The organism is Pseudomonas sp. TWRC1-2 (assembly GCF_049896685.1).
In the GTDB taxonomy this organism is placed as follows: Bacteria; Pseudomonadota; Gammaproteobacteria; order Pseudomonadales; family Pseudomonadaceae; genus Aquipseudomonas.
Window position 1 is genome coordinate 933,107 of sequence record NZ_JAFCUU010000001.1, and the last position, 25,168, is coordinate 958,274.

Here is a 25,168-nt window from a genome sequence, read left to right on the forward strand (position 1 = left end):
CCATGCACACACGTATCGCGCTGTCCTGCTTGTCCCTCGCGTTGCTCGCCTCCACCGCGCATGCCGCGCCCACGCTGTACCTGGGCATGAACGGCGGCACCATGGAACGGGTGTACGCCGACAAGGTGCTGCCCGCGTTCGAAAAGGCCAACAACGTCAAGGTGGTGATCGTGCCCGGCACCTCGTCGGACATCCTTGCCAAGGTCCAGGCCAACAAAGACAACCCGCAAATGCACGTGATGTTCCTCGATGACGGCATCATGTACCGCGCCATCTCCATGGGCCTGTGCGACAAACTCGCACCGAGCGCGCCTCTGGACCAGATCCCGGCCAAGGCCAAAATCAAGGACGAAGCCGTGGCCGTGACCCTGGGCGTGACGGGCCTTGGCTATAACGCCAAGATGTTCAAGGAAAAAGGCTGGGCCGCGCCCACCTCGTGGATGGACCTGGCCGACCCGCGCTTCAAAGACAAGGTGGTGTTCCAGTCCCTGGCCTCCTCCACCTTCGGCCTGCACGGTTTCCTGATGTTCAACCGCATCCAGGGCGGCTCCGAAACAGATGTGGAACCGGGCTTCAAGGCCTGGCCAAAAACCATCGGCCCCAACGTGCTGGAATACATCGCCAGCTCGGCGAAGATCTCCGAGATGGTGCAAACCGACGAGGCTGCGATTTTCCCCTTGACCCCAACCCAGGTCACCACGCAGAAATTGCTCGGCATCCCGATGGAATACGCGCAACCCAAGGAAGGCGCGGTGGTGTTGAACGTGGCCGAGTGCGTGATCGCGCGTAACGACCAGCCGGAGCTGGCGCAGAAACTCGCAGCCTTCTTGCTGACCGCGCAAGCCCAGGCACCGGCGTTGGAGGAAGGTGACCAGATTCCGTCGAACCCAACCACGCCGACCACCGATAAAACCCGCGCGCGGGTGGAGGCCATGCAGGGTTACTTGCAGACGGCGATTTCGATTGATTGGGACCAGGTGAACCAGGCGCGGCCGGAGTGGAATGCGCGGTGGAGTCGCTCGATTGAGCGCTAACCTGAAATAGCGGATTGCTCCCACGCATTTGTGTGGGAGCTAACGTCACTTAGCCCTGGCCCCGCGTGCCTTGGCCTTGAGCTGATTTGAGTATGTTTCGTAGATCGCTCTCGCCGCATTCCGTTGGATGTGGATTTCAAAAAGCTTTTGCCGCATCTCTCGATGGCGGTGCGTATTGAGCAGCAGCAACCCGAAAAGCGGAAACGCGACCCCCAGAGAAAACGCCACGGTGTGCGGACGGTATTGAATCATTGGTAGCACCAGCATCAGGGAGAACGCGAAATAGCCCATCAACACGCTAGCGGCCCATTTGCGACCTCTCGCAATCATGAAGTTGGCAAACACTAAAAAAACAGTCATCGACAGTAGACTCCAACCAGACACTTCAGCTTGCAGCGATGGCTCCAGGCTACGCAAATAGATTGTGTCCACCAGGACAGTGACCATAGCGCCTGCGAAGAGGCCCATGAATATTGTGCCCATGAACACTGGAAAGTAACGGATGAGAAAACCGGCAACTGACTCACTCATTCTGCAACTTCTTCGTATAAGCCCACAGCAATGGTCGTCGTGCTGCCATGGCCATTTCGATAGCTCCCAATCAGCCCCAACGCACTGCCCACTGAGCCACTCAGTACAACAAGCCAGCCCAACACTGCAGCACCGCAAGACAAGGATGCATTGATCGCTTCAAATACCAGCTGCGACTCCCGCGGCTCATGCTCCAACCGCCGCACAAAATCTAAGCGTGCCATCGACGCCGGCATCTCGCGCAAAATCACGCGCTTGGGCAGCACACTGCAAATCGGCTGAAACTCACGCAACGTCACCGGCCACAACTGTGAATCGAGATACACCACCCCTGCCCCGGCAATCGCCGGGTCGGCATCAATGGCGGCAAACAGCCGACGCAGGTCCATGCTGCTTTCTACCCGCTCACGGGTGGTGCGGTGGGCGCTGGGGAAACCGTCCTTGAATACACTGGAAGCCATTCCGTTTTTGCTCCTGATTTCGCAAGAGCGCAGAGCGTATCTGCCAAGAATGTCGGAAAGTTTCCTTTTTCCAGAAGGCCGCTTCCTGTTGTCACCTTGGAGCCTTGTGGACAATCGTAGGAATCGGAAAAGTACGCCCGCGCCAGTTCCGGCGAATGATCAGACATGGGGCGAGCATGGCAACGGATATGTTTTTAAAGCTTGGCGATATCAAGGGCGAGTCCAACGACCAGGCGCATCGTGATGAAATCGATATATCGCGCTGGGGTTGGAGGATCACGCAAGCAGGGTCGATGCACAGCGGAACTGGCGGCGGAGCCGGCAAGGTTGATATGGGCAATATCGCTATCGAAAAGCCCCTGGATAAATCCACGCCGAATCTGATGATGGCCTGCGCAACGGGCAAGCACTATCCGGGAGCCCGAATTGTGGTGCGCAAAGCGGGAGGCGCCAGCAATGTGGAGTATCTGGTGATCACCTTGAGGGACGTCATGGTGGCCTCCTATGAGACGCGCGCAGCAGCAACCAATGATGTACTGACAGAGGAAATCAGCCTTAACTTTGCCAAGGTTGAAGTCAGTTACCAGCCGCAGAACGCCGATGGCGGCAAGGAGGGTGGACCTGTCCGGTTCGGCTGGAACATTCGCGAAAATATCAAAATCTAGATAACGAGTAATCCCCGACTTAGTCGGGGATCACGGGCAGCGCACGTTTGTGCGCTGTCTTGCGGTAGGCCCCTTCAACAATCGCGCGCACCCGCTCACTCACCGGCTCGCCCATCAGGTAGGCGTCGATTTCTTCATAAGTGCAGCCGTAGGCCTGCTCATCCGCCTTGCCCGGCGCCAATTCTTCGAGGTCGGCGGTCGGTAATTTGTGCACCAGGTTGCCCGGCGCGCCGAGGGCGTTGGCCAGCAGACGCACCTGGGTCTTGGTCAGGCCCGACAGTGGCGCGAGGTCGCAGGCGCCGTCGCCGAATTTGGTGAAGAACCCCATCAACGCTTCGGCACCATGGTCGGTACCGACCACCAGGCCGTTGTGCAGGTTGGCCACGGCGTATTGCGCGATCATCCGCGTGCGGGCCTTGACGTTGCCCTTGATGAAGTCGACATGCGCCGCGCTGGCTTCAGTCGCGGTCAGGCTGGCCATCAGGCCGTCGACGCTGGCGGCGATATTCAAGGTGTCGATGTGGTCCGGCTTGATGAAATCCAGGGAGGCCTGAGCATCGCTTTCATCGGCCTGGGTTTTGTACGGCAGGCGCATGGCGATAAAGCGCGCAGCGTAGTCTTCGCTGCGTAACTGCTCCACCGCCAATTGGCACAAGCGCCCCGCCGTCAGGGAATCGACACCGCCGCTGATGCCCAACACCAGCGCCTGGCAGCCGGAGCTACGCAAGGTGCTTTTGATGAAATTGATGCGCCGCTGAATCTCCTGCGGTTCGCCGCCCTTGACCAGCGCGCGGTTGATGTTCAGTTCCTGGGCGATACGTGCCTGGGTTTGCATATCACACCTCTCTCTATGACTTGGATTGACCTGTGGGGGCGGGCTTGCCCGCGAAGACGGCGTGTCAGTCAACACCGTCAGTGCTGATCAACCGCTTTCGGAAGCAAGCCCCCTCCCACCGAAAACACTTTTGCCGCGTACTGCAAAAACGAGGCGTCTTCACAGACGTTCTTGATCGGGTCATCGGAAAACTTCACCACCGGCTCGCCGTGTACGCGCACCAGCTTCATCACGATGCTCAGCGGTTCCACACCCTCCACGTCGCAGGCCAGGCTGGTGCCCATGCCGAAACCGAACTTGGCCTTGCCACGGATGTGCCGCAGGATCGGCAGGCATTTTTCGAAATTCAGGCCGTCGGAGAACATCAGGTCCTTGGTCATCGGGTCGATGCCCAGCTGTTTGTAGCGGGCCAGGACTTTGTCGGCCCAGGCGATAGGGTCACCCGAGTCCTGACGCAGGCCGTCGTAGAGCTTGGCGAAGTACAGGTCGAAATCCTTGAGGAAAAAATCGGTGCTGATGCAGTCGGTCAAGGCGATGCCGAGGCGGCCGCGGTATTCGCGCACCCAGTTTTCCAATGCGGCGTTCTGGCTCTCGCGCAGGCGCCCCAGTTGCTGGTGCACCATCAGCCATTGGTGGGCCATGGTGCCGATCAGCGGCAAGTCGAATTCGTAGGCCAGGTGCGCGTTGCTGGTGCCGATGAACTGCCCGGGGAAGTCGCGGCGCATGATGTCCACCACTTCGCGCTGGGCCTTGAACGACAGGCGCCGGCGTGTGGAAAAGTCCGAGACGCGCAGGTCGGCCAGCTCTTCACGGCTGAGGTTTTTCTCCAGCCAGTCGAACTTCTGGTAGAGCTTGCGGGTGACATCTTCCAGGCTCACGTCGGGGTATTTGTCGCGGTTGCGCAGCTCACTGACCAACGCCAGCACCGGCTGTTCGAACATGATGCAGTGCAGCATCGGCCCGACCACGCGGATGTTCAGTTGGCCGTCGACTTCGCTGACGTGGATGTAGCGCAGGTTGAAGCGGAACAGGCCCAGGAAGCGCTCGTAGTCCGGGGTCAGGTATTCGCGAAAGCGTGGGTTGAACAAAAAGCGCAGTTCGCCTTCGCGCATCTGCAGGCCGGCGAGTTTCTCCAGCTCGTCGCGCAATTGCGGGATCAGGTGGCCGAGTTTTTCTTTGGAACGGACGATGAAGTTGTACTCCACGTCGACATTCGGGTGCTGGTGCAGCACGGCCTGCATCATGGTGAAGGTGTAGTAGTCGGTGTCGAGCAAGCCCTGGATGACCGGGGATTCGTAGTCGTAGGCACTTTCCATGGTGTTTCTCCTTAGCGCGTGGCCATCGCGGCCAGTTCTTCGCGGGTGCTGCTGATGACAGCACCGGCCTTGAGCAACTCATTCACCGCCTGAACGCCGCCCTCCTGGCTGATACCTCGGCAGGCCGGCAAGTGCAGGACCACCTCCAGCCCGGCCTTGAGCAGTTGCAGCGCGGTGGTCTTGACGCAGTAGTCCAGAGCCAGGCCACCGACGATCACGCGGCGCACGCCTTGGGCTTTCAAATACTCGATGACGCCAGTGGACAGTTTGTCGTGCAGGTCGTGGTAGCAGGCACCGTAGGGGTGCAGGTCGGGTTCGACGCCTTTCCAGATGAAGTAGTCGTAGTCATACGGCGTGGGCAGTTCGTCCAGCAGCGTAAAACCCTCGGTGCCCGGCACGCAGTGGCTGACCCAGGTGACGTCGGCGTGGGCCAGGCCGGTGGGTTGCAGCATCTCACTGTGCTGCGTGACCACCCACGGGGCGTGCGGGGTGTGCGCGTCTTTGCTGCCGACACGGTGGCCGGCAAGGCTGGCCATGTAGTTGAGTTCGGCACCGATCTGGTCTCCGCCAACCACCGGCAATTCGTTGGGGCACAGCGGCGTGAAGCTCTTCTGGGCGTCGACGTCGAATGAAGCAATGGCAGTTTTCACGAGGGTCATAGTGATTCTCCGGTGGCCTGGAAACAAAAGTACACGTCATGTACTTTCATTGCAAGAAACATTTAGTTATCTATGCTGGAGCAAGTACATGACATAGCTGTTCGATCCGTTAGACTGTGCCCCACCGCTGTTCAGAAGGATTTCCCATGCCACTCAGTGCCTACCTCCACACCGTCGACCTGTGCGTGTTGTTCTATTGCCGTGCCGCCGGAGAATTGAAGCTGCTGCTGAACAAGCGCGAAGCCGAGCCCTTTGCCGGCCATTGGGCGTTACCGGGCGTGGTGGTCAATGGCGGCGTGCAAGATCTGAGCCTCAAGGATGCCGTGGAGCGCTTGCGGGCGAGCGACAAGGTCGGTTTTGATTTGGCCTGGAGTGAGCAGGTCGGCACGGTGGGCGATGCGTTTCGCGACCCGCGCTGCTGGTCGTCGTCCACCTACTACCTGGCGATCGTGGCCGATGACGTGGCGTTGGGTGAGCATCAGGCCTGGTTTTCGCTGAATGCAGTGGCCGATGGCAGTATCAAACTGCCCTTCGATCACAACCTGATCGTCGCCGCCGTGCAGGAGCGGCTGTTTTCCAAGTCGCTGTACAGCAACTTGCCGTTGATGTTTTTGGGCAACGAATTCAGCGCGCCTCAAGCGACCACGATCTTTTCGCTGGTGCTGGCGCGGCCGGTGTTGAAGACCAGTATCCGCCAGCGTTTGTTGAAGCTGACTGAGGCGGGGTATTTGCGTGAGACGGGGCGCAAGAAGAATGGCGAAGGCGGCCGGCCCCAGGCGACGGTGGAGAACCTGAAGCCTGGGGAAGTGTATTTTTTTGATCGCAGTTTTGCTGAGTGACCGGTATTTACCAACAATGAAGATCCCATGTGGGAGCGGGCTTGCTCGCGAATGCGGTGGGTCAGCCAGTACATCCGGCGACTGACACACTGCTTTCGCGAGCAAGCCCGCTCCCACATTTTTAATTTGTGTAGGGCTTTAGTTCATCCAATTACCGCCATCGACGTTATAGGTCTGGGCGACCACATAGTCGGCGTCTTTGGAAGCCAGGAAGATAGCCATCCCGGTCAAGTCCTCCGCCGTGCCCATTCGCCCAAACGGCACTTCGGCTCCCACCCGCTTCTTCTTCTCGCCCGGCGCCAAGCCCTCATGCTGGGCAAACAACGCGTCCACGCCATCCCAGTGCTCGCCGTCCACCACGCCGGGGGCGATGGCGTTGACGTTGATGCCCTGCTTGATCAGGTTCAGCCCCGCCGATTGGGTGAGGCTGATCACCGCCGCCTTGGTCGCACAATAGATCGCCACCAACGGCTCGCCTCGCCGCCCGGCCTGGCTGGCCATGTTGATGATCTTGCCGCCGTGGCCCTGGCTGATCATCTGCCGGGCGGCGGCCTGCAGGGTGAACAGCGTGCCGGCGACGTTGATCGAGAACAGCCGCTCGTAGCTGTCGCGGGTAATGTCGACGATGGGCGCCAGGTCGAACAGTGCAGCGTTATTGATCAGGATATCGAGCTTGCCGGCATGGGACACCACGGCGGCAAGCGCGGCGTCGATTGAGGCTTGGTCGGTGACGTCCATCGCGACGGCATACGCCTGTGGGCCCAACTCAGCCGCGGTGGCCTGGGCGCGTTGCAGGTTGATGTCGGCGATGGCAACCGTTGCGCCTTCGGCGATACACGCCTGGGCAAAGGCGCGACCGATGCCGCGCGCCGATCCGGTGATCAGCGCGCTCTTACCTTCGAGTCGTTTCATGGGGCTGTCCTGTAGAAATTATTTCGGGTAGCCGGCGCGTTTCATCTCGCGCTCGGTGGTGGACTGAGCGTCGAGCAGCGCCTGATCAACCGTCATACCGCCGGTAAGCGCCGCCGAAAACAACTTGCCGACGGAGGTGCCGATGGCCTGGAACTCAGGAATGGTCACGTACTGAATGCCCACGTACGGCACCGGCTTGGCCGACGGGTGCGCGGGGTCGGCGTGCTTCATCATTTCCAGGGTCACCTGGGCAAACGGCGCGGCCTTCAGGTAAGCCTCGCTGTAGGTGGACTGGCGGGTACCCGGCGGCACGTTGGTGATGCCTTCTTTGTCGGCGACCAGTTGGATGTAGTCCTTGGACGTTGCCCAGGTGATGAAGGCCTTGGCAGCGTCTTTGTGCTTGGAGGTCGCCGGGATCGCCAGGGACCAGGCGTACAGCCAGGAGGAGCCTTTGTCGGTGACCTCGGTGGGTGCCGCAGCAAAACCTACGTCGTCGGCGACTTTGCTTTGGCTTTTGTCGGTGGTGAAGGAGCCGGCGACGCTGGCGTCCACCCAGATCGCGCACTTGCCACTGTTGAACAACGCCAGGGTTTCATTGAAGCCATTGCTGGAAACACCGGGCGGGCCGTAATTTTTCAGGGTGTTGACGTAATAGTTGGCGGCGGCGGTCCACTCGGGGCTGGTCAGTTCCGGCTTCCACTGTTCGTCGAACCAGCGCGCGCCGAAGGCGTTGGCCATGGTGCTGAGCAGCGCGATGTTCTCGCCCCAGCCGGCCTTGCCGCGCAGGCACATGCCGTATTGGCCCTTGTCTTTGGCCGTGAGTTTGGCGGCGAACTCACCGAGCTGGGTCCAGGTGGGGTGCGCGGGCATGCTCAGCCCGGCTTGCTTGAACAGGTCGGTGCGGTAGTAGGTCACCGTGCTTTCGCCGTAGAACGGCAAGGCGTACAGGGTGTTATTGACCGACAGGCCCTGGCGCACCGATGGGAAAATATCCTCGGCGTCGTAGTCAGCCGGCAGTTGGGTCAGGGGTTCAAGCCAGTGCTTGGCGCCCCATAATGGCGTCTCGTAGGTGCCGATGGTCAGCACGTCGAACTGGCCGCCCTGGGTGGCGATATCGGTGGTGAGGCGCTGGCGCAGCACGTTTTCTTCCAGTACCACCCAGTTGAGCTTGATGTCCGGGTGCTGGGCCTCGAAGACCTTGGACAGGCGTTGCATGCGGATCATGTCGCTGTTGTTGACGGTGGCGATGGTGACAGTGTCGGCGGCATAGCTGGGCAGGGCCAAGGCCAGGCCGGACAGCAGGAAAAGCGCTTGCGGAAGCTTGAACATGGCGGTTTCCACCTGTTGTTTTTGTTGTAGAGCGCCGATTACAGCAGCTTGGCCAGCCCCTCACAAACGCATGGCGAATGCTCGGCCGATACTTTTTTAACCTGGGCTCGCGGATCAAAAAAGTATCAGTGCCAAGCGAAACCGGGGGTAGCGTGCCTGTTGTCAACCGGCGTATTTTGCAGAGATTCCATAAGTAAAAGAGGCATCACCATGCCCATCAACCGCGCCAAGCTGTTCGAGCATCGCCCTGCCGAACTGGAAGTCATCCTGCCTGAGCCGGACCACTGCTTCCGCTGGTTCGAACACGATTACCCGTATGACCTGGCGCGCTGGAACCACCACCCCGAGTTCGAAATCCACCTGATCCGCCAGGGCAGCGGCAAGCTGGTGGCCGGCGACTACATCGGCGCATTCAGTGCCGGGCATGTCGCGCTGATCGGTCCGGACTTGCCCCACGACTGGATCGGCGAGCTGGCCCCCGGCGAGTACCTGACCGGGCGCGACGTGGTGCTGCAATTCGACGGCGCCGCCCTTCTCGCCCTGCGCAAAACCCTGCCGGAACTTGGCGACTTGCAGCCGCTGTTCGAACACGCCCGGCGCGGCCTGCAATTCAGCGGCGACACCGCCGTGCACGCCGCACGTTTGCTCGAAGACATCGGCAACGCCCATGGCCTGCAACGGCTGATCCTGTTCCTGCAACTGCTCGACACCCTGAAAAACGCCCCGACGCCAAACGTGCAGGCGCTGGCCAGCCCCTGCTACGCACCCACCCTGGATGCGCGCAGTGCCGAGCGCATCAACAAAGCCTTCGATTACCTGATGACGGAACTGACCGGCGACCTGCGCCTGTCGGTCATCGCGCAACGCCTGGACATGAGCGAGCCGGGCTTCTCGCGCTTCTTCAAGCGCAACACCGGTCATGGGTTTATCGACCTGATGCGCAAATTCCGCGTACAGCGCGCTTGCCGGCTGTTGCTGCAAAGCGACATGTCGGTGGCAGATATCTGTTTTGAAGTGGGCTACGCCAACCTGTCCAACTTCAACCGGCATTTTCGGATCGAGATGAACCAGACGCCGAGTGAGTATCGGCGGGAGACGGCGATGCATTTGTTTAACCGCATCGAGAAAATGACACCCAGTCATTTTTGATCAAACCGTCGATTAATTTCGGTTTTTTCCCTTTTATTCAAGCCATTGAGCAAAGTTGGTACAGCCTGTGCAAACGTTTGCGGAACGAACTTGGTAGGCAAGTTCTCCTTAACCCGAGGAATCGGGTCTAACCGCGTACGAATAGGGATTTTCAATGCTCCCCACCTCAAGGCGTCCTGCTTCCCTTGGTGTTTCCTTGCTACTGGCCGCCGTTACGGGAGTACTCAGCGCACCCATTTTGGCGCAGGAAAAACCCGCCGATGATTCAGCACAGGGCGAAACCCTGGCCCCGGAAGCCAGCCCGACGAAAAAAGGCGCGTACCTGTCGGAATGGTTCAACCAGGACCTGACGCTGATCGGCAGCAAAGACATCAGCTTCGGCCCCAAGCCGCAAGATGACGTGTACCTGGAATACGAGTACTTCGGTCGTAAAGGCCCGTTCGAGTTGTACGGCTATATCGACGTGCCGAAAATTCTCGGCATCGGTAACAGTAATGACAAAGGCGCGTGGGACCATGGCTCGCCGGTGTTCATGGAGCACGAGCCGCGCATCTCCATCGACTACCTGGCCGGTCGCAGCCTGGCCATCGGGCCGTTCAAGGAATGGTATGTGGCGTTTGACTGGATCTACGACCACGGTAGCAACAAGGCGAACCGCGCCAACACCCTGTACAGCGGCTTGGGCACCGACATCGACACGCACTCGCGGGTCAACCTGTCGGCCAACTTCTATGGGCGTTACCAGTGGGAAAACTATGGGGCGAGCAATGAATACCAGTGGGACGGCTACCGCGCGCAAATGAAGTACATCGTGCCCATCAGCAAGTTCGACAACGGCGCGTCGCTGACCTACATCGGCTTTACCAACTACGACTTCGGCTCGGACCTGCACAAGGACAACCCGGCACGCACCGCCAATTCCGTGGTGGCCACTAACGTGCTGCTGTACTCGTTCACCCACCTGCGTTTCACCCTGGTTGGCCGTTACTTTCACAACGGCGGCAACTGGGAGGACGGCAGCGAGCTGAACTTCGGCGAAGGCAACTTCCGCGCCCGCTCGGATGGCTGGGGCTACTACGCCGGTGTCGGCTACCAATTCTGATCAAGGAGTATTAGATGAACGTATTAACCCGTCTTTCGCTGGCCGTCGGCCTGGCTGTGTTGCCCCACGTGGTGCTCGCGGACACCGCGCCGATCAAGCCTAAAGTGATGCTGATCACCATGTTCGCCCCCGAAGCGCAAACCTGGATCGATCGCCTGGAACTCAAGCAGGAAGTACGCGTGCCCGGCCTTTCCGCCGAATACCCGGTGATTCGCTGCAACACCCAGGACGTGTGCCTGTTGGTCACCGGCATGGGCCAGACCAACGCTGCCGCCTCGACCCTTGCCCTGGCCCTGTCACCCAAGTTCGACCTGCACCAGAGCTATTTCCTGATTGCAGGGATTGCCGGCATCAGCCCCAAACACGGCACCATCGGCACCGCCGCCTGGGCGCATTACCTGGTGGAGTTCGGCACCCAGTGGGAGCTGGATTCGCGCGATGCGCCTAAAGACTGGCCGACCGGTTACATCGGCATCAACACCAAAGGCCCCAACGAAAAACCGCCGCTGGACTACAAGACCGAAGTGTTCGAGCTCAACCCCAAGCTGCAAGCCAAGGCATTTGCCCTGTCGCACAAGGTTGAGCTGAGCGAAAGCAAGGAATCCAGCGCCTGGCGCAAACACTACCCGGCCGCCCCGGCCAACCAGCCGCCGCAAGTCACCCAGTGTGACACCCTGGCGGGCAACACCTGGTTCTCCGGCACCCGCCTGAGCGAGCGCGCCGAAGTCTGGACCAAGCTGCTCACCGACAACAAAGGCGAGTACTGCACCACCCAGCAGGAAGACAACTCCACCTATGAAGCCCTGCTGCGCGCCAGTCGCGAAGGGTTGGTGGATATCCAGCGCCTGGCGGTGGTGCGTGCCGGGTCCGATTTCGACCGGCCGTACCCTGGCTACAGCGAAGTGGACAATTTGCTGAAATACGCTGACCAAGGCGGGTTCGTGCCGGCGTTGGAGAACCTGTATCGCACCGGCAATCCGCTGGTTCAAGCGATCCTGAAAAACTGGTCCGCCTGGGAAAAAGGCGTCCCCGAAGCCTAGTGAAAATCAAACTGTGGGAGCGGGCTTGCCCGCGATAGCGATCTGTCAGTCAGCGAGTTATTGACTGATCCGCCGCCATCGCAGGCAAGCCAGCTCCCACATTTTTTGACCGTGTTAACAATCCTTATGCCGCCGGATGGGCCACATTCAGCGCCTTATCCACCAACAGTTGCACCCCTTCCAGCATTCGGCAGATGCCCAGCGCGACATTACGTTGCGACCCTTCGATTTCAAACGCCATATGGTTAGCAATCTGGCTGATGGACGCCAAATCCTGGGAAGCATTGACCAGCAAGGTTTCCGTGCCCAGGTCGGCGCGCACGGTGAAGAGCCCGTCGGTGGGTTCGGGGATGGGTTTTGCGGGGTTGAGGTAGTGGTTGATCGCGCGGTAGGCCACTTCGTGCAGGGTGCTGGTATCGAAGTCGGGTTGGCCGGGGGGATTTGGGCTGTCTTTGATCATGGTGGAACTCCGTCGACAAGTGGAGCTGCCAACGCTCGCGGTCAAGCGAGTTAAGGTGGCAGCTGTACGCGGGTTGACCGACCGGTTGTCAACGAACCCGGCATACCCAAAGGTATCCCGCGCACAACTGCCGCGACACAATACCTCAGGCATAAAAAAAACGCCTGAGATAGGTACAGGGCGTAGCGTTTCGTTAACAAGGTCGGACGGTCAAATCCGGTCGCTGAATTGGCAGCGACGGCAGTGAGGTTAGTCAGCGCCCTTCCGAGCGACAACCTGAAACCCTTGTGGGAAACGTCCGAACCAAACCCGTTCCCAAAGCCTGATGAAGATCAAACTGTGGGAGCGGGCTTGCCCGCGATGGCGGTGCGTCAGTCAGCTTATTTGTCACTGGCCCACCGCATTCGCGAGCAAGCCCGCTCCCACATTTGGAGCTCAGCACATCAGGTAAATGTGTGTACTCGGTCAAATGTGGGAGCTGGCTTGCCTGCGATGCAGACAACTCGGTACATCAGCCATAACCAATTGATGCCATCGCAGGCAAGCCAGCTCCCACCCTTTATCAGCGCATTAAGGCAGGAAGATGATCTTGTCCGCACTGCCCTTGTTCACTTCTTCGTAGCACTGCACGCCATCCGCCAACGCTACTTCGCGCAAGCCGGTGGGCAGCGGCAACGAACCCTCATCAAAGAAGCGCCCAAACTGCTCCAGCATCACCGCACACTGCTCGCAGTTGTAGAGCAACGAGTTGATGCCCACCACCGAACCGCCTTTGCGATACAACGCCAACGCCGGCAGTTGCACATGCCCATCCACCGGGGCGGCGATGATTGCAATGCGGCCGAACGGCGCCAGACCGGCGACCGCCGCCGGCAACCAGAAACCGGTGGTGTCGAAGATCACATCCGCGCCGCCCTTGAACACGGCATTAACCTGCGCACCCAATTCTTCCGGTTTGCCCAGGGTAATCGCGTCAAACCCTTGAGCCTGCAGCACCTCCGCCTGATCAGCCTTGCGCACCGCCGCCAGCACCTGCGCACCGCGGATTTTCGCCAATGCCAAGGCCGCGCTGCCCACGGCGCCATTGGCACCGATCACCAACAACCGCGTGCCTTTGGCGACACCGCTGCGCTCCAGGGCATCCCACGCGGTGGTGTATGGCACGCCAAGGCTGGCGGCCTGGGCGAAGCTCAAGTGGGATGGCTTATGCGCCACGCCTTTGGCCGACACGGTGAGGTATTGAGCGTGGGAGCCATCGGCGAAAAAGCCCAGGTCGCGCCCGGTGCCCCAGACCTCCTGACCGACCAGTGCCTGCGGCCCCTCGACCACAACCCCGGCGAAATCCCGACCAGGAATCCGTGGCAACGTGGTGTAGGGAAAACGCCCGAGCACGTTCTTAACGTCGCTGGGGTTCAGGCCGGCAGCTTTGACCTGCACCAGGACTTCACCGGCGGCCGGCACCGGCTTGGCGACGTCAACGAAACCCAGGGCGGCGAGGTCGCCGGTGGCGGAAAATTGCAGTGCTTTCATGGCCAATATCCATCGAAGGGAAAAAGGGAATCAGGACAACCAACCGCTGACCCACTCGCGCCCCATGGGCCAGAGTTTCTCGCCGAGCAACATGCCCATCAGGCCCACCAGGGCAATGGCAGGCGGCGCGGGTGAGCGGAAGTCCAAGGCGCCGTAGATCACGCCGACAAACAGGCCGATGGCGAGGGAAATCAGGTAGTTCATGGGGGCGGCGCCTTGTAGGTTGATGGGCTCAGTGTAGTGAGCGCCTGCCTGAAGCATCGGCCAAGTGCTTCAGGATTTCGGCCAACCCCTCAACCTGCGTAGTGCGACGGCGCCACGCCGAGCTCACGCCGGAACATATCGCTGAAGCTGCTCGGCGAATAGCCCAAAGACCGCGCAATGCCACTCACCGACTGGCCCTGGATCAACTCCGCCACCGCCGTGGCCAGTTGCACCTGGCGGCGCCATTCGGCAAAGCCCATGCCCAAGTGGTTCTGGAACAGCCGCGCCAGGGTGCGCACACTGGCCCCGGCCGCCTCGGCGTGTTGCTCGAACGGAATCTCCAGCGACGGCGCCGCCATCACCGCCTGGCAGGCGTTGATCAAGCGACGGTCGGCGCCCACCGGCATGGCGATGCGGATCTGCGAACGACGGGCCCGCTGCAATTCCAGCAGGGCCAGGCCGACGACGGCGTCGTAGTAGGCCGTATCGCCGTTGTCGCCCTGGTCGACCAAGGTGACGATCAGCTCGCGCAACAGCCCGCCGACTTCAATCACCTGCACCTGGCTGTCCAGCGTCGCCGCCAGGGCCGGGCGCAGGTAGATATTGCGCATCTGCAGGTCGGAGACCACGCGGATGCCATGTTCCACGCCCGGCGGCAGCCACACCGCACGCTGGGGCGGCACAACCAGCGCTTCGCGAGGCGTTTCGACCCACATCACGCCGCTCATGGCGTACAGCAACTGGCCCCAGTCGTGGCTGTGCGGTTCTACATACAACCCACGCGGGTAGGTGCGCGCCAAGGGTTGCACGGGCACGGCGTGATCACTGAGGTCGGGGGGCGCGGCCAGGGCCATGGGCTACACATCATCAAGGGTGAGCCGCCATGGTAATGACCGCCGCGCCACAATCCGAGTGAATTTTTACTGCCCGCAACGATCACTTGCTTAGACCTTGAGAGTAGGGAGCTCTAACAATGGACGGATCAGAACCGGTCAATGGCAAGGCGCGCATTGACTACACCCAGGACACATTATTCGGCCCGATGGCCAAGCATGCCGAGTGCCAAGTGAGTGTTCAGCGCACACCGGAACGCACCGTGTTGCGGGTGTTCCAGCCGCTGCCGGAGGATCTGCACGCGGCGCAAACCGTGGTATTTGCGCTGGAGGGGCGGCGGATCAGTGCGGTGGTCAAAGGTCGTCAGCGCATGGCCGACCACAGCGTCAGGTTCGAACTCAACCCCCAATAAAAAGAGGCCGGTAACACCGGCCTCTCGCTGACACGCTTAGCCGTGAGCCGACTTGGCGCACTCACAGCCCGTTGGCGCCATACACGGCTCACCATGGGCATGGTGCTCGGCACAGCCTTGGCAGCAATAGCCTTTACCGTCCTTCATTACCGCGTCGGCGCCCAGTACACATTTGCAGTGTGGGCAAGCACAGGTTTCATCTGGCATGGTCAGACTCCTTTTCATGGTCGTCCAAGTGCTGCGAACGCAACACCTTAAGCAATGACTCCCGGCAACGCAGCAAGGTTCAGCACATTAATCGGCCTGACGGGTATTGCTGCGGTACATGAACACCAGCGCCAGCGCCAGACAGAGCATCGCCACGATACGGCTGCCCGACAGTTCGATCGCCGGGTTACCCAGCCAGCCGAAGTTGTCGATCAGCATGCCCATGCCCAACTGCCCGACGATCACCGCCACCGTCGCCACCGCCGTGCCGACGATGGGCACCGCGCCGACCATTACCATCATGTACACCACACCGAACAGCGCGCCGGTCAGTTGCCACTTGGGCACCTCGAGCAGGCTGACGGACTGGGCCGGCTCAAAAAAGAAGATCAACAGCGCCGTGGTGATTGCGCCCACCGCAAAGGTCAGCAGACTGCTGCGCAATACGCCCACCGCCTGGCCCAGGCGGCCGTTGATGGCCGCTTGCACACTCAGCACCGCACCGGCGGCAATCACCAGTACCAACAACAGAATCAGATTCATCGCCTTACCCTCGTGCAATCAGAACAAGTGCCGCCACAATCAGCGCCAACGCAATCCAGCGCTCACCGTTGACCCGCTTGCGCGCCGTGCCAAACCAGCCGAAATGGTCGATCAACACACTCTTGCCCACCTGGCCCGAGAGGATCGCGATCATGGTCATGGCGATACCGATATGCGGCGTGGCCAACGTCAGCACCACCACGTACATCGGCCCCAGGAAGCCGCCGATCAACTGCCAGCGTGGCAGGTCGGTCAGCGCCGGGCCTGTTTGCGGGCCGCTGAACAGCAGCAGTAAAAACAGGATCGCCGTGCCCACGCCGAAGATGCTCAAGGTCGCCCACAAGTGGCCCACCTGTACGCCCAGCGGCCCGAGCAACCCAGCCTCCACCGACAGGCCCATGCCTGCCAGGATCACCAACGGCAACAACAGCAACCGTAAAAGGTTTTTCTTTGGAGTGGCCTGGGCCACACCTTGGATCGAACGTGCCTGCATACATCACCTGCGCTTTATAAAAACATGGCGCGCATTATCCGGTGGCCGTGCTGTGCGATAAATGGGAGCATACGGATAACACCTTTGCGCATAACGCACAGCTTGGAGGCCATGATGCAGGGCTTGAATGAATTGAGTTTCAAGGCGTTGCGCCTGTTTGTCGCCGTGCTGGATCACGGCAGCTTTTCTGAAGTCGCGCGCCGTGAAAGCCTGGCGCCCTCCTCCATTTCTCGGCAGATCCAGTTGATGGAGCAGGCACTCGGCCAACAGTTGTTGTACCGCCACACCCGCGCCGTGAGCCCTACCGAGGCCGGGCGCCTGCTCGGGCACCATGCGCGCTTGATGCTGGAACAACTGGAAACAGCCGGCCAGGCGTTGCAGGAACAGGAAAGCGAACCCAGCGGCCTGGTACGCATCAACGCGCCGATGGTGTTCGGCCAGCGTCATCTTTCGCCGTGGCTGGGCGAGCTGTGCCGGCGCTATCCCAAGCTGCAACTGGATATCCAGCAAACCGACACCTACGTCGACCCACTGCAAGACGGCACCGACCTGCTGTTTCGTATCGGCGTGCTCAACGATTCCGGCATGCAGGCCCGCATCTTCGCGCCTCAGCGCTTTCGCATCGCCGCCAGCCCTGCCTACCTGGCCCGGCATGGCACACCGCGCCACCCCGATGAGCTGGTCAACCACCAGTGCCTGGCCTACAAGGGCATCACCGGCCAGCAACGCTGGTTTTTCCGCCGCGACCAGGGCGACTGGACGCCCTACAGCGTCAAAGGCCCGATCACCGGCAACCACGCCGACACCCTCACCCACGCCGCCGAACAAGGCCTGGGGCTGGTGGTGTTTCCGTCCTGGCTGATCGGCGAAGGCTTGCGCGCAGGCACCTTGCAGGCGGTGCTGAGCGAGTACGACGTGGCCACGACGCTTGAGCCGCAGCAGATTGCCGCGTTATGGCCCGGCAGCCGCCGGCTGTCGCTGAAGGTGCGCACGGTGATTGATTATTTTGTCGAGTGTTTTGGCGCGGTGCCGTATTGGGATCGGTGAGCTGGCTCGGGGTTAGGAGGTAAAAATTCCTCGGCGAAAAAGTAGGCTTGTTCTGATTTTGCGGGCCACCATTCCCCGGCACAGTATGCTGCGCCAGACTCTGGTCACTTCCGTACAGGAGAGACACCATGAAGTCACCGCGCACCGCAATCCCTGTCTCGTCGGACCAGGCCAGCGCCGATCTTTCAAAGCGGTTTCATCAAGCCAGTACCGGCCAAACCATCATTATTACCGAGGATGGATGTGCCCTTGCCCGGCCTGCGCCAGCCGGGCAATTTCACGGGAAGCGAATCGGTTCCATGAGAGGAAAACTGGTTATTCCGGACGACCTGGATGCGCCACTGCCTGACGAGTTGCTGAACGCGTTTGAGGCAGGCTTATGAACAGAACTCTGATCAAAACAACCACTGCCCAATCAACCACGCATTCGCCCCACTGATCAGCGCAAACAGAAACCACGCCAATAGCCGCGTGGGCAGCCTGTTAACAAACGGCCCCATCAATTGCTTGTCATCGGTCATGCGAATCAGCGGATAAAGCGCGAACGGCAACTGCAGGCTGAGCACCACCTGGCTGAGAATCAGCAACTTGCCGATAGCATCGTCGCCCATCAGCCACACCCCGAGAAATGCCGGGATCAGTGCCAGGCCACGGGTGATCAGGCGGCGCTGCCAGCAAGGGATACGCAGGTTGAGATAACCCTCCATGATCACTTGCCCAGCGATCGTGCCGGTAAACGTCGAGCTTTGCCCGGAGGCCAGCAACGCGACACCGAACAGGATACTGGCGAACGCGCCGCCCACCAGTGGGTCAAGCAGGTGGTAAGCATCCTGGATCTCGACCACGTCGGTGTGGCCGGTCTTGTAGAACGCGGCGGCGGCCAGCACCAGGATCGCCGCATTAACCAGCAAGGCCAGGGCCAGGGAGCCGATGGTGTCGATACGCGCCAGTTTCACCGCGTCCTGTTTGCTGGCGAGGTCTTTGCCGATCAGGCGGGTTTGCACAATCGAGGTGTGCAGGTAGAGGTTATGCGGCATGACCGTGGCGCCGAGTATGCCGATGGCCAGGTACAACGGCGCCGCATCGCTGATGGCCGACAGTGACGGAGTAAAACCGCTCAGTACGTCGGGCCAGTAGGGTTTGATCAGCACCAGCTCGATGAAGAAGCACACGCCGATGGTTGCAACCAACGCCAGCATGATCGCCTCGAGGCGGCGGAAGCCCCGGTTTTGCAGGGCAAGGATCAACAGTGTGTCGAAGGCGGTGATGACAATACCGGTGGTCAGCGACACACCCAGCAGCAAGTGAAACGCCAGGGCGCAGCCGAGCACTTCGGCAAGGTCAGTGGCGATGATCGAAATTTCCGCCAGCACCCACTGCGTGCGGGCCGAGCGTTTGCTGTAGCGCTCACGGCACAGTTGCGCTAAGTCCTTGCCGGTGGCGATGCCCAGCCGTGAACACAGGCATTGCACGGCCATGCCGGCCAGGCTGGCCAGCAGCACCACGAATAACAGGCTGTAGCCGTAGCGTGAACCGGCCTCGATGGCCGTGGCCCAGTTGCCGGGGTCCATGTAGCCAATGGAGATCAGCAGACCGGGGCCGGCGAACATCAGCGCCCGTTTGAAAAACGAAGCCTTGGGGTCAACGATGACGGAGCCGGCCACTTCCGGCGGGCAGAATGGGGCGGTAGCGATTTTCGGCAGGCTGAATTTCACGCGGTATCCCAGGCAAACATACAAGTCAGAGCCGCAGCTTATCAGTCCGACACGACCGTGCGCATCACCGTCTCCCGGGGCAGGTCAAAGGTGTCGACCACTTGCACCACCAGGTCCAGCTCCTGGTTCAGCGCTTCGCGTTCCATACGCTGGCGAATCATGCCGATCATCAACACCGACAAGGTGGTAATCGAGTACGCCGGGCCGGAGAACGCTCGCACACCCGTGACGAGCAACATCGCCGCCGCCAATGCCTGGCCCACCACCGGAATCGCTGAGGCGGCGCCACGGCGCACGATAAAACCGGTAAACCCCGCCAACGCCGTACCACTCAAGGCGGTGGTGGCCGAGCGGCTGATATCGATACGGTTGAACACGCCCTGTTCTTTTTGCGCGGCGGCCTTGAGTTCGGCGTCGAAGGCCTGCCGGTCGGCACGGCTGAGTTTGTCCTTGAATTGCTCGATCAACCTCTCAGCAACCAGCGCCTCAATGTCCGCCAGTGCCACGGTTTCAACCGGTTCATCGAACTTGATCCCCAACCGCTGCGCCACATCTTCGGCGATCTGGCGGTAACTCACGCCGTGGCCACGGGCAACGTTCATAAAGCTGTCACCGCCCATGCGCTGCAACTCGATGGCCAGTTTCAGCGGTTCGCGCACACTGGCATCGATTGACGCACTGCGCTTTTGCGCCATCAACTCGGCAAGGAACTTCAACTCGTCCGGCCGCGCCTGCACCAACGCGGGGAACAACTCCACGTCCTCTTCGGCAAAGCGCACTTCAGTGCTGCGCTGATCGGCGCGAATCATGCCGCGCCGTTCCTGTAACAGGTCGGTGTATTGCACCACGGTTTTCAGCTGCGGCCAGTAGGCGGCATGGTCGAACGTCGCCAGGTGCACATTGGTGACCTTGGCCTTGAGCGCCGGCGTGACCTCAATTGCATAACGGCCAATGCAACGTTCGGTGTCCGGTTTCATGGCCAGCGCCCAGTCCTTGCTGGAGTGGCAATTGATCACCCGGCCCTTGAGCGGCGCCGATACTTCATCCCACGGGCTCGACGTACAAATCGCCCCGCCCATCAGCAACAAGTTGTTCAGCGGCAGTTCACGAGCCACCTCGGGGCTGGCCAGCACGCTCTTGACCAGAATGCGCGCGCCCAGCGAATGCCCGATCAGGTTGATGCGCCGTACCTGCAGCGACTCGGCGTGCAGGTAACTGGCCAGTTCAGGCAACAGGGTCTTGGCCACTTCATCGACGCGCGCCTCGACACTTTTGTAATGGTCGAGGAAATAGGCAATCGCCTTGCCCACGCCCACCGTCGCTGCGCCCAGGCCGCCACCGCCGAGCATCGAGGTGATCACATCCTTGAAGGGCGCAAACAGGTTTTCGAGAAAATGCCCCGCCGGCCAGAACAGCATCAGGTTGGTCGAGCCTTCGATGCTCGCCAGCTGCTGCTTGAAATTGCCCAGTTGCTGGCGGTTGAAGAAGGCCGAATAACCGTGAACGTAGAGATTGAGCACATTCCCCTGAGGCTCGCCGCACAGTACAAACGTGGGCTTGCGGGTGCGGTGCATTTCATCCCACTGGTGTTGCATGGGCCGGTGACTCCTGGTGACGATGGACGGCGATAGTAACAAAGCATGACGCTGGGGAAGGTGAATCCTGACCGACGTGTGCCGTTTTCAGAACGCTGACGCCGCCCTGGATTTGGCCAGGTAGCGCGCGGGCGCCTCTCCCAGGTTTCGGCGGAACACCGCGGTAAAGGCGCTGGAACTGCTGAAACCCAACCCCAACGCCACCTCGGTAATGGAGGCGCCATGACTGAGCCGCGCAGTGGCTTCAAGCAGGCAGACCTGCTGACGCCAGGCCACAAACGTCATGCCGGTGCCTTCGTGAAAATGGCGGGTGAAGGTGCGTCGGCTCATGTTCGACCAATGGGCCATCTGATCGAGGGAGATGGTCTGCGCAGGAGCCTGCAGAAAACGCTGGCAAGCCTGGGCCAGACGTGGCTCGGCAGGCAACGGCGCGCTGAGGGGCACTTCGGGCATGGCGCTTATTTCATCGATCAGCAGCGTCAATACGCACTGCTGACGGACCGCGGTCGCCGCCGACGGTGCGATAGCCAGTGCCGCTTCCAACAGATGCCTGAGCAACGGCGACACCTCGAATACCTGACAACGATCCCGCAGCCCTGCCCGTTCGGCAGCCTGATCATCGAGGTAGGTATTGAGCATCACCACATCGCCGCGCATGTGCATTTCATGGGGCACGCCGCCCGGCACCCAGATCGCCCGCTGCGGCGGCACCACCCAATTGCCGAGGTCGGTGAACATCCTCAACGCACCGGTGGAGGCATAGGCGAATTGCCCGCGCGGGTGTGTATGCCGCGTGAACACGGTGCCAGAGGGGTATTCACGCAGAGTGACCAGCGCTTCGGGGTCGTTGTCATCAAAGGTCGGCAGCATGGCCCGATATTGTCAAAGGATGACCTGACAAAGCAAGCGGGCCATCGCCCTGCGCCCTAGCATTCACGCCTTTGAAGAAATCTGCTCAAAGGAACGTCCATGCAGAAGAAACACTTGGCGCTTGCCCTGTTGGTCACCTTGGTCTGGGGGCTGAATTTTCCCATTACCAAACTGGGCCTGCGCTCAATCGACCCTTTTGCGCTCACCGGCATCCGCTTTGCCCTGGCCGCCCTGCCGCTGGTGTTCATTATCAAGCGGCCCGTCGTCCCATTCCGTTACGTGGCCGCTTACGGCGTGATCTTCGGGCTGGGCATGTGGGGCGTGATCAACTACGGCATCCATATCGGCGTCAGCCCGGGGCTCGCCTCGCTGATCATTCAACTCAGCGTGTTTTTCACGCTCGGCTGGGGCTACCTGCTGTTCAAGGAAAAAATCCGTGCTGCACAGTGGGTCGGCGCTTTTCTCGCGTTGATTGGCCTGGCAGGAATCATCGCCAGCCAGACCGGCGAGCACGCAGTACTCGGGGTTTTGTTCATTGTGTTCAGTGCCCTGGCATGGAGTATCGGCAACGTCATCATCAAGGCATCAGGGGTGAAGGAAATCTTTTCGTTCATGGTATGGGCCAGCCTGTTCCCGCCGATCCCACTGTTCCTCATGGCGTGGTGGCTGCACGGCAACGCCGCCTTCGCTCACCTGCCCGAGCGCCTTGACCTGACCGTCGTGTTGTCGATCCTGTTTCAGGTTTACCTGGCGACACACTTTGCCTACTGGGGTTGGAACTCCCTGCTCAAGGCCTACCCCGTATCGACCGTGGCGCCGCTGTCGCTGTTGATTCCGGTATTTGGAATTGCCAGTTCAGTGCTGATGCTGGACGAGCACGTGTCCCTGCCCAACCTGATCGCGATCGCTGTGATTATTATTGGCTTGGCAGTCGGGCTTTACCGCAAGCCCCCAAGGCGATGCTGATATCCGGGAACCTTGCGCAGCTCGTGCAGCGGCATTTGTTGCAGATGCTGGCGGAACAGGCGCTTATTTCCAGATAGCCCCCCCCTCGTGGCGAGCGGGCTTGCCCCGCGTTGGGTTGCGAAGCAGCCCCATCAAGGAAAATGCGGTGTGTCAGGCGTACCGCAGCGTTTGGCTTTGGGGCTGCTGCGCAACCCAGCGCGGGGCAAGCCCGCTCGCCACAAAGAGCGTGCAGCAGCAAGTCTTCTGTCCACGTCCAACTCCTTCGTGGTCCAAGCCTTCATCCATGAATGCGCAGAAGCCCAACGCTATTGACTCACACGCATCGAATTCGAAATACCTGACGGTGGTGACAACTGATTTAGTTTGTCGAAACGGCAGTAGACCTACAGAAAAGTCATTGAATTAAATGGTATTAATACTTTCGTAAGCGCCCGGGAAGAACGGGACTACGGCCAACACCCATTGCCTGTCGCATCAAAAATACAAGTTTCAAAATGTAAAAAGGCGCTCTAATGGCGCCCTGTTGATTGGCTTTAAAGATCCTGGAGTTCGCAATGCCCCATGAAGGCAACCTGTTACAAGCAGCCGTGGTGTTCCTGCTCGCCGCCGTGCTGACCGTGCCGTTGGCCAAGCGTCTGCAACTGGGCGCAGTGCTGGGTTATCTGTTCGCGGGGGTGATCATCGGCCCCTCTGTGCTGGGCCTGATCGGCAACCCGCAAAGCGTGGCGCAGTTCTCTGAATTGGGCGTGGTGTTGCTGCTGTTCATCATCGGTCTGGAGCTGTCGCCCAAGCGTTTATGGGTGATGCGCAAGGCGGTGTTCGGCGTTGGCCTGGCCCAAGTGTTGCTGACCGGGCTGGTGATGGCGGTGGTGGCGTTGTGGCTATTTGGCCAAGCCTGGAACAGTGCGATTGTGCTGGGCCTGGGCCTGGCGCTGTCCTCCACCGCGTTTGGGCTGCAAAGCCTGGCCGAACGCAAAGAGCTGAATCAGCCGCACGGGCGCCTGGCGTTTGCGATTCTGTTGTTCCAGGACATCGCCGCGATCCCACTGATCGCGATGGTGCCACTGCTGGCCGGCAGTGATCACCCCACCACCGAAGCCCAGGGCTTGCAACACGTGTTGCAGATACTCGGCAGCATCGCCGTGGTGATCATCGGCGGACGCTACCTGCTGCGTCCGGTGTTTCGTATTGTCGCCAAGACCGGCCTGCGCGAAGTGTCCACCGCCACCGCGCTGCTGGTGGTGATCGGCACGGCCTGGTTGATGGAGCTGGTGGGCGTGTCGATGGCCCTCGGCGCCTTCCTCGCCGGGCTGCTGCTGGCGGACTCCGAATACCGCCACGAACTCGAAGCGCAGATCGAACCGTTCAAAGGCCTGTTGCTCGGCCTGTTTTTCATCAGTGTGGGCATGGGCGCCAACCTCAGCCTGCTGCTCAGTTCGCCGCTGGTGGTGATCGGCCTGACGCTGCTGTTGATCGGCTTGAAGCTGCCGCTGCTGTATGCGGTGGGCCGGATGGTCGGCGACCTCAATCGCGAGAGCGCGCTGCGCCTGGGCGTGGTGCTGGCCGCCGGCGGTGAGTTTGCCTTTGTGGTGTTCAAGATCGGGCGCGACCAGGGCCTGTTCGAACCGCACCTCTACGATGTGCTGGTGCTGACCATCACGCTGTCCATGGCCGTGACGCCGCTGCTGCTGTTGGTGTGCCCAAAGCTGTTCAAGCCCAAGGTCAAGCCGGTGGAAGTGCCGGAGGAATACCGCGCCATCGAAAGCGATGCGCCGCGTGTGGTGATTGCCGGCATGGGCCGTATGGGCCAGATCGTGGCGCGGATTCTGCGTGCGCAAAACATCTCGTTTATCGCCCTCGACACCTCGGTGGAAACCATCGAACTGACCCGCAGTTTCGGCGGTATGCCGGTGTTCTACGGCGACCCGCAGCGCCCGGAAATCCTGCACGCGGCCAAGGTCGATCAGGCCGAGTTCTTCGTGATTGCCATGGACGACCCGGAGATCAACATCAAGACCGCCGAACTGGTGCGCAACCTCTACCCGCACATGAAAATCATCGCCCGTGCACGTAACCGCCAACACGTCCACCGCCTGGTCGACCTGGACGCGTCACCGGTGCGCGAGACGTTTTACTCCAGCCTGGAAATGAGCCGCCGCACCCTGGTGGGTCTCGGTTTGAGCCAGGCCCAGGCCGATGCGCGCATCACCCGTTTCAAAAACCACGACCTGCAGGTGCTCGCTGCGCAACACGCGGTATATGACGATGCCGCCAAGGTCATGCAAACCGCCCAGGAAGCGCGTACGGAACTGGCGCGGCTGTTTGAGATGGACCGGCTTGAGGAAGAGTCCGACAAAGTGTGAGGACAGGGATGAACGATCTGGCGAGTTTTCTGACAGAATACGCCGCAATTTCGTTCA

General features: G+C 60.6%; 26 protein-coding genes and 2 pseudogenes. 11 read left to right on the forward strand and 17 right to left on the reverse strand.

The window, feature by feature from the left end; translation table 11 throughout:
* Nucleotides 1-2 precede the first annotated feature (2 nt).
* On the forward strand, nt 3-1,034 hold the full coding sequence (locus tag ACP7B3_RS04075) for an ABC transporter substrate-binding protein (protein WP_119736011.1): 1,032 nt from the start codon (nt 3-5) through the stop codon (nt 1,032-1,034).
* 45 nt (nt 1,035-1,079) lie between these two features.
* On the opposite strand, the gene ACP7B3_RS04080 is transcribed toward ACP7B3_RS04075, so the two are convergent.
* Together ACP7B3_RS04080 and ACP7B3_RS04085 are read right to left on the reverse strand one after the other, a co-directional pair.
* Nucleotides 1,080-1,565, reverse strand: a complete 486-nt coding sequence (locus ACP7B3_RS04080; RefSeq protein ID WP_426178014.1) for a hypothetical protein — start codon at nt 1,563-1,565, stop codon at nt 1,080-1,082.
* Nucleotides 1,566-1,657: 92 nt separating this feature from the next.
* Nucleotides 1,658-2,026: pseudogene (locus ACP7B3_RS04085) on the reverse strand (NAD synthetase); the annotation flags it as partial.
* A 176-nt stretch (nt 2,027-2,202) separates the two neighbouring features.
* Between ACP7B3_RS04085 and ACP7B3_RS04090 the strand changes: the two are divergent.
* Nucleotides 2,203-2,691: an Hcp family type VI secretion system effector gene (locus ACP7B3_RS04090; protein WP_426178016.1), complete on the forward strand. Its 489-nt coding sequence runs from the start codon at nt 2,203-2,205 to the stop codon at nt 2,689-2,691.
* Nucleotides 2,692-2,710: 19 nt separating this feature from the next.
* Here ACP7B3_RS04090 and nadE read toward each other — a convergent pair whose 3' ends face one another.
* The 3 genes from nadE to ACP7B3_RS04105 all read right to left on the reverse strand — a co-directional run bounded on the left by nadE (nt 2,711) and on the right by ACP7B3_RS04105 (nt 5,501).
* Nucleotides 2,711-3,526, reverse strand: a complete 816-nt coding sequence (gene nadE, locus ACP7B3_RS04095) for an ammonia-dependent NAD(+) synthetase (protein WP_426178018.1) — start codon at nt 3,524-3,526, stop codon at nt 2,711-2,713.
* A gap of 77 nt (nt 3,527-3,603) precedes the next feature.
* Complete coding sequence (gene pncB, locus ACP7B3_RS04100; RefSeq protein ID WP_145166105.1) at nt 3,604-4,842, reverse strand: nicotinate phosphoribosyltransferase; 1,239 nt, start codon at nt 4,840-4,842, stop codon at nt 3,604-3,606.
* Nucleotides 4,843-4,853: 11 nt separating this feature from the next.
* Nucleotides 4,854-5,501 carry a nicotinamidase gene (locus tag ACP7B3_RS04105; protein ID WP_426178020.1) on the reverse strand — a complete coding sequence of 216 codons (648 nt, stop codon included), beginning with the start codon at nt 5,499-5,501 and terminating at the stop codon, nt 4,854-4,856.
* Between the two features lie 146 nt (nt 5,502-5,647).
* Between ACP7B3_RS04105 and ACP7B3_RS04110 the strand changes: the two genes are divergently transcribed.
* A complete protein-coding gene (locus tag ACP7B3_RS04110; RefSeq protein ID WP_426178022.1) occupies nt 5,648-6,340 on the forward strand; it encodes an NUDIX hydrolase in 693 nt (230 codons plus the stop codon).
* A 138-nt stretch (nt 6,341-6,478) separates the two neighbouring features.
* Here the strand turns inward: ACP7B3_RS04110 and ACP7B3_RS04115 are convergent, their stop codons facing one another.
* Complete coding sequence (locus ACP7B3_RS04115; RefSeq protein WP_426178024.1) at nt 6,479-7,252, reverse strand: L-iditol 2-dehydrogenase; 774 nt, start codon at nt 7,250-7,252, stop codon at nt 6,479-6,481.
* 18 nt (nt 7,253-7,270) lie between these two features.
* Complete coding sequence (locus ACP7B3_RS04120; RefSeq protein ID WP_416363270.1) at nt 7,271-8,581, reverse strand: ABC transporter substrate-binding protein; 1,311 nt, start codon at nt 8,579-8,581, stop codon at nt 7,271-7,273.
* Nucleotides 8,582-8,791: 210 nt separating this feature from the next.
* Between ACP7B3_RS04120 and ACP7B3_RS04125 the strand changes: the two genes are divergently transcribed.
* The 3 genes from ACP7B3_RS04125 (at nt 8,792) to ACP7B3_RS04135 (ending at nt 11,872) form a co-directional block, all read left to right on the forward strand.
* Complete coding sequence (locus ACP7B3_RS04125) at nt 8,792-9,730, forward strand: helix-turn-helix domain-containing protein (protein WP_426178027.1); 939 nt, start codon at nt 8,792-8,794, stop codon at nt 9,728-9,730.
* Nucleotides 9,731-9,884: 154 nt separating this feature from the next.
* Nucleotides 9,885-10,832 carry a nucleoside-specific channel-forming protein Tsx gene (locus ACP7B3_RS04130; RefSeq protein ID WP_426178029.1) on the forward strand — a complete coding sequence of 316 codons (948 nt, stop codon included), beginning with the start codon at nt 9,885-9,887 and terminating at the stop codon, nt 10,830-10,832.
* Nucleotides 10,833-10,846: 14 nt separating this feature from the next.
* The gene (locus ACP7B3_RS04135) at nt 10,847-11,872 is read left to right on the forward strand and encodes a purine-nucleoside phosphorylase (RefSeq protein WP_426178031.1); all 1,026 of its coding nucleotides are present in this window, start codon (nt 10,847-10,849) and stop codon (nt 11,870-11,872) included.
* Between the two features lie 124 nt (nt 11,873-11,996).
* On the opposite strand, the gene ACP7B3_RS04140 is transcribed toward ACP7B3_RS04135, so the two are convergent.
* The 4 genes and pseudogenes from ACP7B3_RS04140 to ACP7B3_RS04155 form a co-directional block, all read right to left on the reverse strand.
* Complete coding sequence (locus ACP7B3_RS04140) at nt 11,997-12,332, reverse strand: DUF6124 family protein (RefSeq protein ID WP_145166097.1); 336 nt, start codon at nt 12,330-12,332, stop codon at nt 11,997-11,999.
* A gap of 570 nt (nt 12,333-12,902) precedes the next feature.
* Nucleotides 12,903-13,862 (reverse strand): quinone oxidoreductase family protein, encoded by a 960-nt coding sequence (locus ACP7B3_RS04145; protein ID WP_426178033.1) that lies wholly within the window; start codon nt 13,860-13,862, stop codon nt 12,903-12,905.
* Nucleotides 13,863-13,892: 30 nt separating this feature from the next.
* Nucleotides 13,893-14,066 (reverse strand): DUF1427 family protein, encoded by a 174-nt coding sequence (locus ACP7B3_RS04150; RefSeq protein ID WP_145166095.1) that lies wholly within the window; start codon nt 14,064-14,066, stop codon nt 13,893-13,895.
* 69 nt (nt 14,067-14,135) lie between these two features.
* Nucleotides 14,136-14,920: pseudogene (locus ACP7B3_RS04155) on the reverse strand (AraC family transcriptional regulator).
* A gap of 119 nt (nt 14,921-15,039) precedes the next feature.
* On the opposite strand from ACP7B3_RS04155, the gene ACP7B3_RS04160 reads away from it, so the two are divergent.
* Nucleotides 15,040-15,312, forward strand: coding sequence for a hypothetical protein (locus tag ACP7B3_RS04160; protein ID WP_426178035.1), 273 nt, complete (start codon nt 15,040-15,042; stop codon nt 15,310-15,312).
* Between the two features lie 36 nt (nt 15,313-15,348).
* On the opposite strand, the gene ACP7B3_RS04165 is transcribed toward ACP7B3_RS04160, so the two are convergent.
* The 3 genes from ACP7B3_RS04165 to ACP7B3_RS04175 form a co-directional block, all read right to left on the reverse strand.
* The gene (locus ACP7B3_RS04165) at nt 15,349-15,519 is read right to left on the reverse strand and encodes a metallothionein (RefSeq protein ID WP_145166092.1); all 171 of its coding nucleotides are present in this window, start codon (nt 15,517-15,519) and stop codon (nt 15,349-15,351) included.
* A gap of 87 nt (nt 15,520-15,606) precedes the next feature.
* Nucleotides 15,607-16,062, reverse strand: a complete 456-nt coding sequence (locus ACP7B3_RS04170) for a DMT family transporter (RefSeq protein ID WP_145166091.1) — start codon at nt 16,060-16,062, stop codon at nt 15,607-15,609.
* 4 nt (nt 16,063-16,066) lie between these two features.
* Entirely contained in the window at nt 16,067-16,555 is a 489-nt protein-coding gene (locus ACP7B3_RS04175) for a DMT family transporter (RefSeq protein ID WP_426178038.1), read from the reverse strand.
* 114 nt (nt 16,556-16,669) lie between these two features.
* On the opposite strand from ACP7B3_RS04175, the gene ACP7B3_RS04180 reads away from it, so the two are divergent.
* Nucleotides 16,670-17,602 carry a LysR family transcriptional regulator gene (locus ACP7B3_RS04180; protein ID WP_242198470.1) on the forward strand — a complete coding sequence of 311 codons (933 nt, stop codon included), beginning with the start codon at nt 16,670-16,672 and terminating at the stop codon, nt 17,600-17,602.
* Between the two features lie 128 nt (nt 17,603-17,730).
* Nucleotides 17,731-17,985, forward strand: a complete 255-nt coding sequence (locus ACP7B3_RS04185) for a type II toxin-antitoxin system Phd/YefM family antitoxin (RefSeq protein WP_145166088.1) — start codon at nt 17,731-17,733, stop codon at nt 17,983-17,985.
* Between the two features lie 12 nt (nt 17,986-17,997).
* Here the strand turns inward: ACP7B3_RS04185 and ACP7B3_RS04190 are convergent, their stop codons facing one another.
* The 3 genes from ACP7B3_RS04190 to ACP7B3_RS04200 all read right to left on the reverse strand — a co-directional run bounded on the left by ACP7B3_RS04190 (nt 17,998) and on the right by ACP7B3_RS04200 (nt 21,782).
* The gene (locus ACP7B3_RS04190; protein ID WP_426178042.1) at nt 17,998-19,317 is read right to left on the reverse strand and encodes an Nramp family divalent metal transporter; all 1,320 of its coding nucleotides are present in this window, start codon (nt 19,315-19,317) and stop codon (nt 17,998-18,000) included.
* Between the two features lie 41 nt (nt 19,318-19,358).
* On the reverse strand, nt 19,359-20,912 hold the full coding sequence (locus tag ACP7B3_RS04195; protein ID WP_426178044.1) for a DUF726 domain-containing protein: 1,554 nt from the start codon (nt 20,910-20,912) through the stop codon (nt 19,359-19,361).
* An 87-nt stretch (nt 20,913-20,999) separates the two neighbouring features.
* A complete protein-coding gene (locus ACP7B3_RS04200) occupies nt 21,000-21,782 on the reverse strand; it encodes an AraC family transcriptional regulator (RefSeq protein ID WP_145166085.1) in 783 nt (260 codons plus the stop codon).
* A 99-nt stretch (nt 21,783-21,881) separates the two neighbouring features.
* On the opposite strand from ACP7B3_RS04200, the gene ACP7B3_RS04205 reads away from it, so the two are divergent.
* Nucleotides 21,882-22,748, forward strand: a complete 867-nt coding sequence (locus ACP7B3_RS04205) for an EamA family transporter (RefSeq protein WP_426178046.1) — start codon at nt 21,882-21,884, stop codon at nt 22,746-22,748.
* A gap of 554 nt (nt 22,749-23,302) precedes the next feature.
* Nucleotides 23,303-25,111, forward strand: a complete 1,809-nt coding sequence (locus ACP7B3_RS04210; RefSeq protein WP_145166083.1) for a monovalent cation:proton antiporter-2 (CPA2) family protein — start codon at nt 23,303-23,305, stop codon at nt 25,109-25,111.
* Nucleotides 25,112-25,168 lie beyond the last annotated feature (57 nt).

Bases quoted from the DNA above. Each gene is read 5' to 3' on its own strand.
- ACP7B3_RS04205 (WP_426178046.1), top strand. From the start codon at position 21,882: ATGCAGAAGAAACACTTGGCGCTTGCCCTGTTGGTCACCTTGGTCTGG.
- ACP7B3_RS04075 (WP_119736011.1), top strand. From the start codon at position 3: ATGCACACACGTATCGCGCTGTCCTGCTTGTCCCTCGCGTTGCTCGCC.
- ACP7B3_RS04130 (WP_426178029.1), top strand. From the start codon at position 9,885: ATGCTCCCCACCTCAAGGCGTCCTGCTTCCCTTGGTGTTTCCTTGCTA.
- ACP7B3_RS04115 (WP_426178024.1), bottom strand. From the start codon at position 7,252: ATGAAACGACTCGAAGGTAAGAGCGCGCTGATCACCGGATCGGCGCGC.
- nadE (WP_426178018.1), bottom strand. From the start codon at position 3,526: ATGCAAACCCAGGCACGTATCGCCCAGGAACTGAACATCAACCGCGCG.
- ACP7B3_RS04080 (WP_426178014.1), bottom strand. From the start codon at position 1,565: ATGAGTGAGTCAGTTGCCGGTTTTCTCATCCGTTACTTTCCAGTGTTC.
- ACP7B3_RS04140 (WP_145166097.1), bottom strand. From the start codon at position 12,332: ATGATCAAAGACAGCCCAAATCCCCCCGGCCAACCCGACTTCGATACC.
- ACP7B3_RS04090 (WP_426178016.1), top strand. From the start codon at position 2,203: ATGGCAACGGATATGTTTTTAAAGCTTGGCGATATCAAGGGCGAGTCC.
- ACP7B3_RS04145 (WP_426178033.1), bottom strand. From the start codon at position 13,862: ATGAAAGCACTGCAATTTTCCGCCACCGGCGACCTCGCCGCCCTGGGT.
- ACP7B3_RS04200 (WP_145166085.1), bottom strand. From the start codon at position 21,782: ATGCTGCCGACCTTTGATGACAACGACCCCGAAGCGCTGGTCACTCTG.
- ACP7B3_RS04120 (WP_416363270.1), bottom strand. From the start codon at position 8,581: ATGTTCAAGCTTCCGCAAGCGCTTTTCCTGCTGTCCGGCCTGGCCTTG.
- ACP7B3_RS04105 (WP_426178020.1), bottom strand. From the start codon at position 5,501: ATGACCCTCGTGAAAACTGCCATTGCTTCATTCGACGTCGACGCCCAG.
- ACP7B3_RS04110 (WP_426178022.1), top strand. From the start codon at position 5,648: ATGCCACTCAGTGCCTACCTCCACACCGTCGACCTGTGCGTGTTGTTC.
- ACP7B3_RS04195 (WP_426178044.1), bottom strand. From the start codon at position 20,912: ATGCAACACCAGTGGGATGAAATGCACCGCACCCGCAAGCCCACGTTT.
- ACP7B3_RS04210 (WP_145166083.1), top strand. From the start codon at position 23,303: ATGCCCCATGAAGGCAACCTGTTACAAGCAGCCGTGGTGTTCCTGCTC.
- ACP7B3_RS04135 (WP_426178031.1), top strand. From the start codon at position 10,847: ATGAACGTATTAACCCGTCTTTCGCTGGCCGTCGGCCTGGCTGTGTTG.
- ACP7B3_RS04170 (WP_145166091.1), bottom strand. From the start codon at position 16,062: ATGAATCTGATTCTGTTGTTGGTACTGGTGATTGCCGCCGGTGCGGTG.
- ACP7B3_RS04180 (WP_242198470.1), top strand. From the start codon at position 16,670: ATGCAGGGCTTGAATGAATTGAGTTTCAAGGCGTTGCGCCTGTTTGTC.
- ACP7B3_RS04185 (WP_145166088.1), top strand. From the start codon at position 17,731: ATGAAGTCACCGCGCACCGCAATCCCTGTCTCGTCGGACCAGGCCAGC.
- ACP7B3_RS04160 (WP_426178035.1), top strand. From the start codon at position 15,040: ATGGACGGATCAGAACCGGTCAATGGCAAGGCGCGCATTGACTACACC.
- ACP7B3_RS04150 (WP_145166095.1), bottom strand. From the start codon at position 14,066: ATGAACTACCTGATTTCCCTCGCCATCGGCCTGTTTGTCGGCGTGATC.
- ACP7B3_RS04175 (WP_426178038.1), bottom strand. From the start codon at position 16,555: ATGCAGGCACGTTCGATCCAAGGTGTGGCCCAGGCCACTCCAAAGAAA.
- pncB (WP_145166105.1), bottom strand. From the start codon at position 4,842: ATGGAAAGTGCCTACGACTACGAATCCCCGGTCATCCAGGGCTTGCTC.
- ACP7B3_RS04165 (WP_145166092.1), bottom strand. From the start codon at position 15,519: ATGCCAGATGAAACCTGTGCTTGCCCACACTGCAAATGTGTACTGGGC.
- ACP7B3_RS04125 (WP_426178027.1), top strand. From the start codon at position 8,792: ATGCCCATCAACCGCGCCAAGCTGTTCGAGCATCGCCCTGCCGAACTG.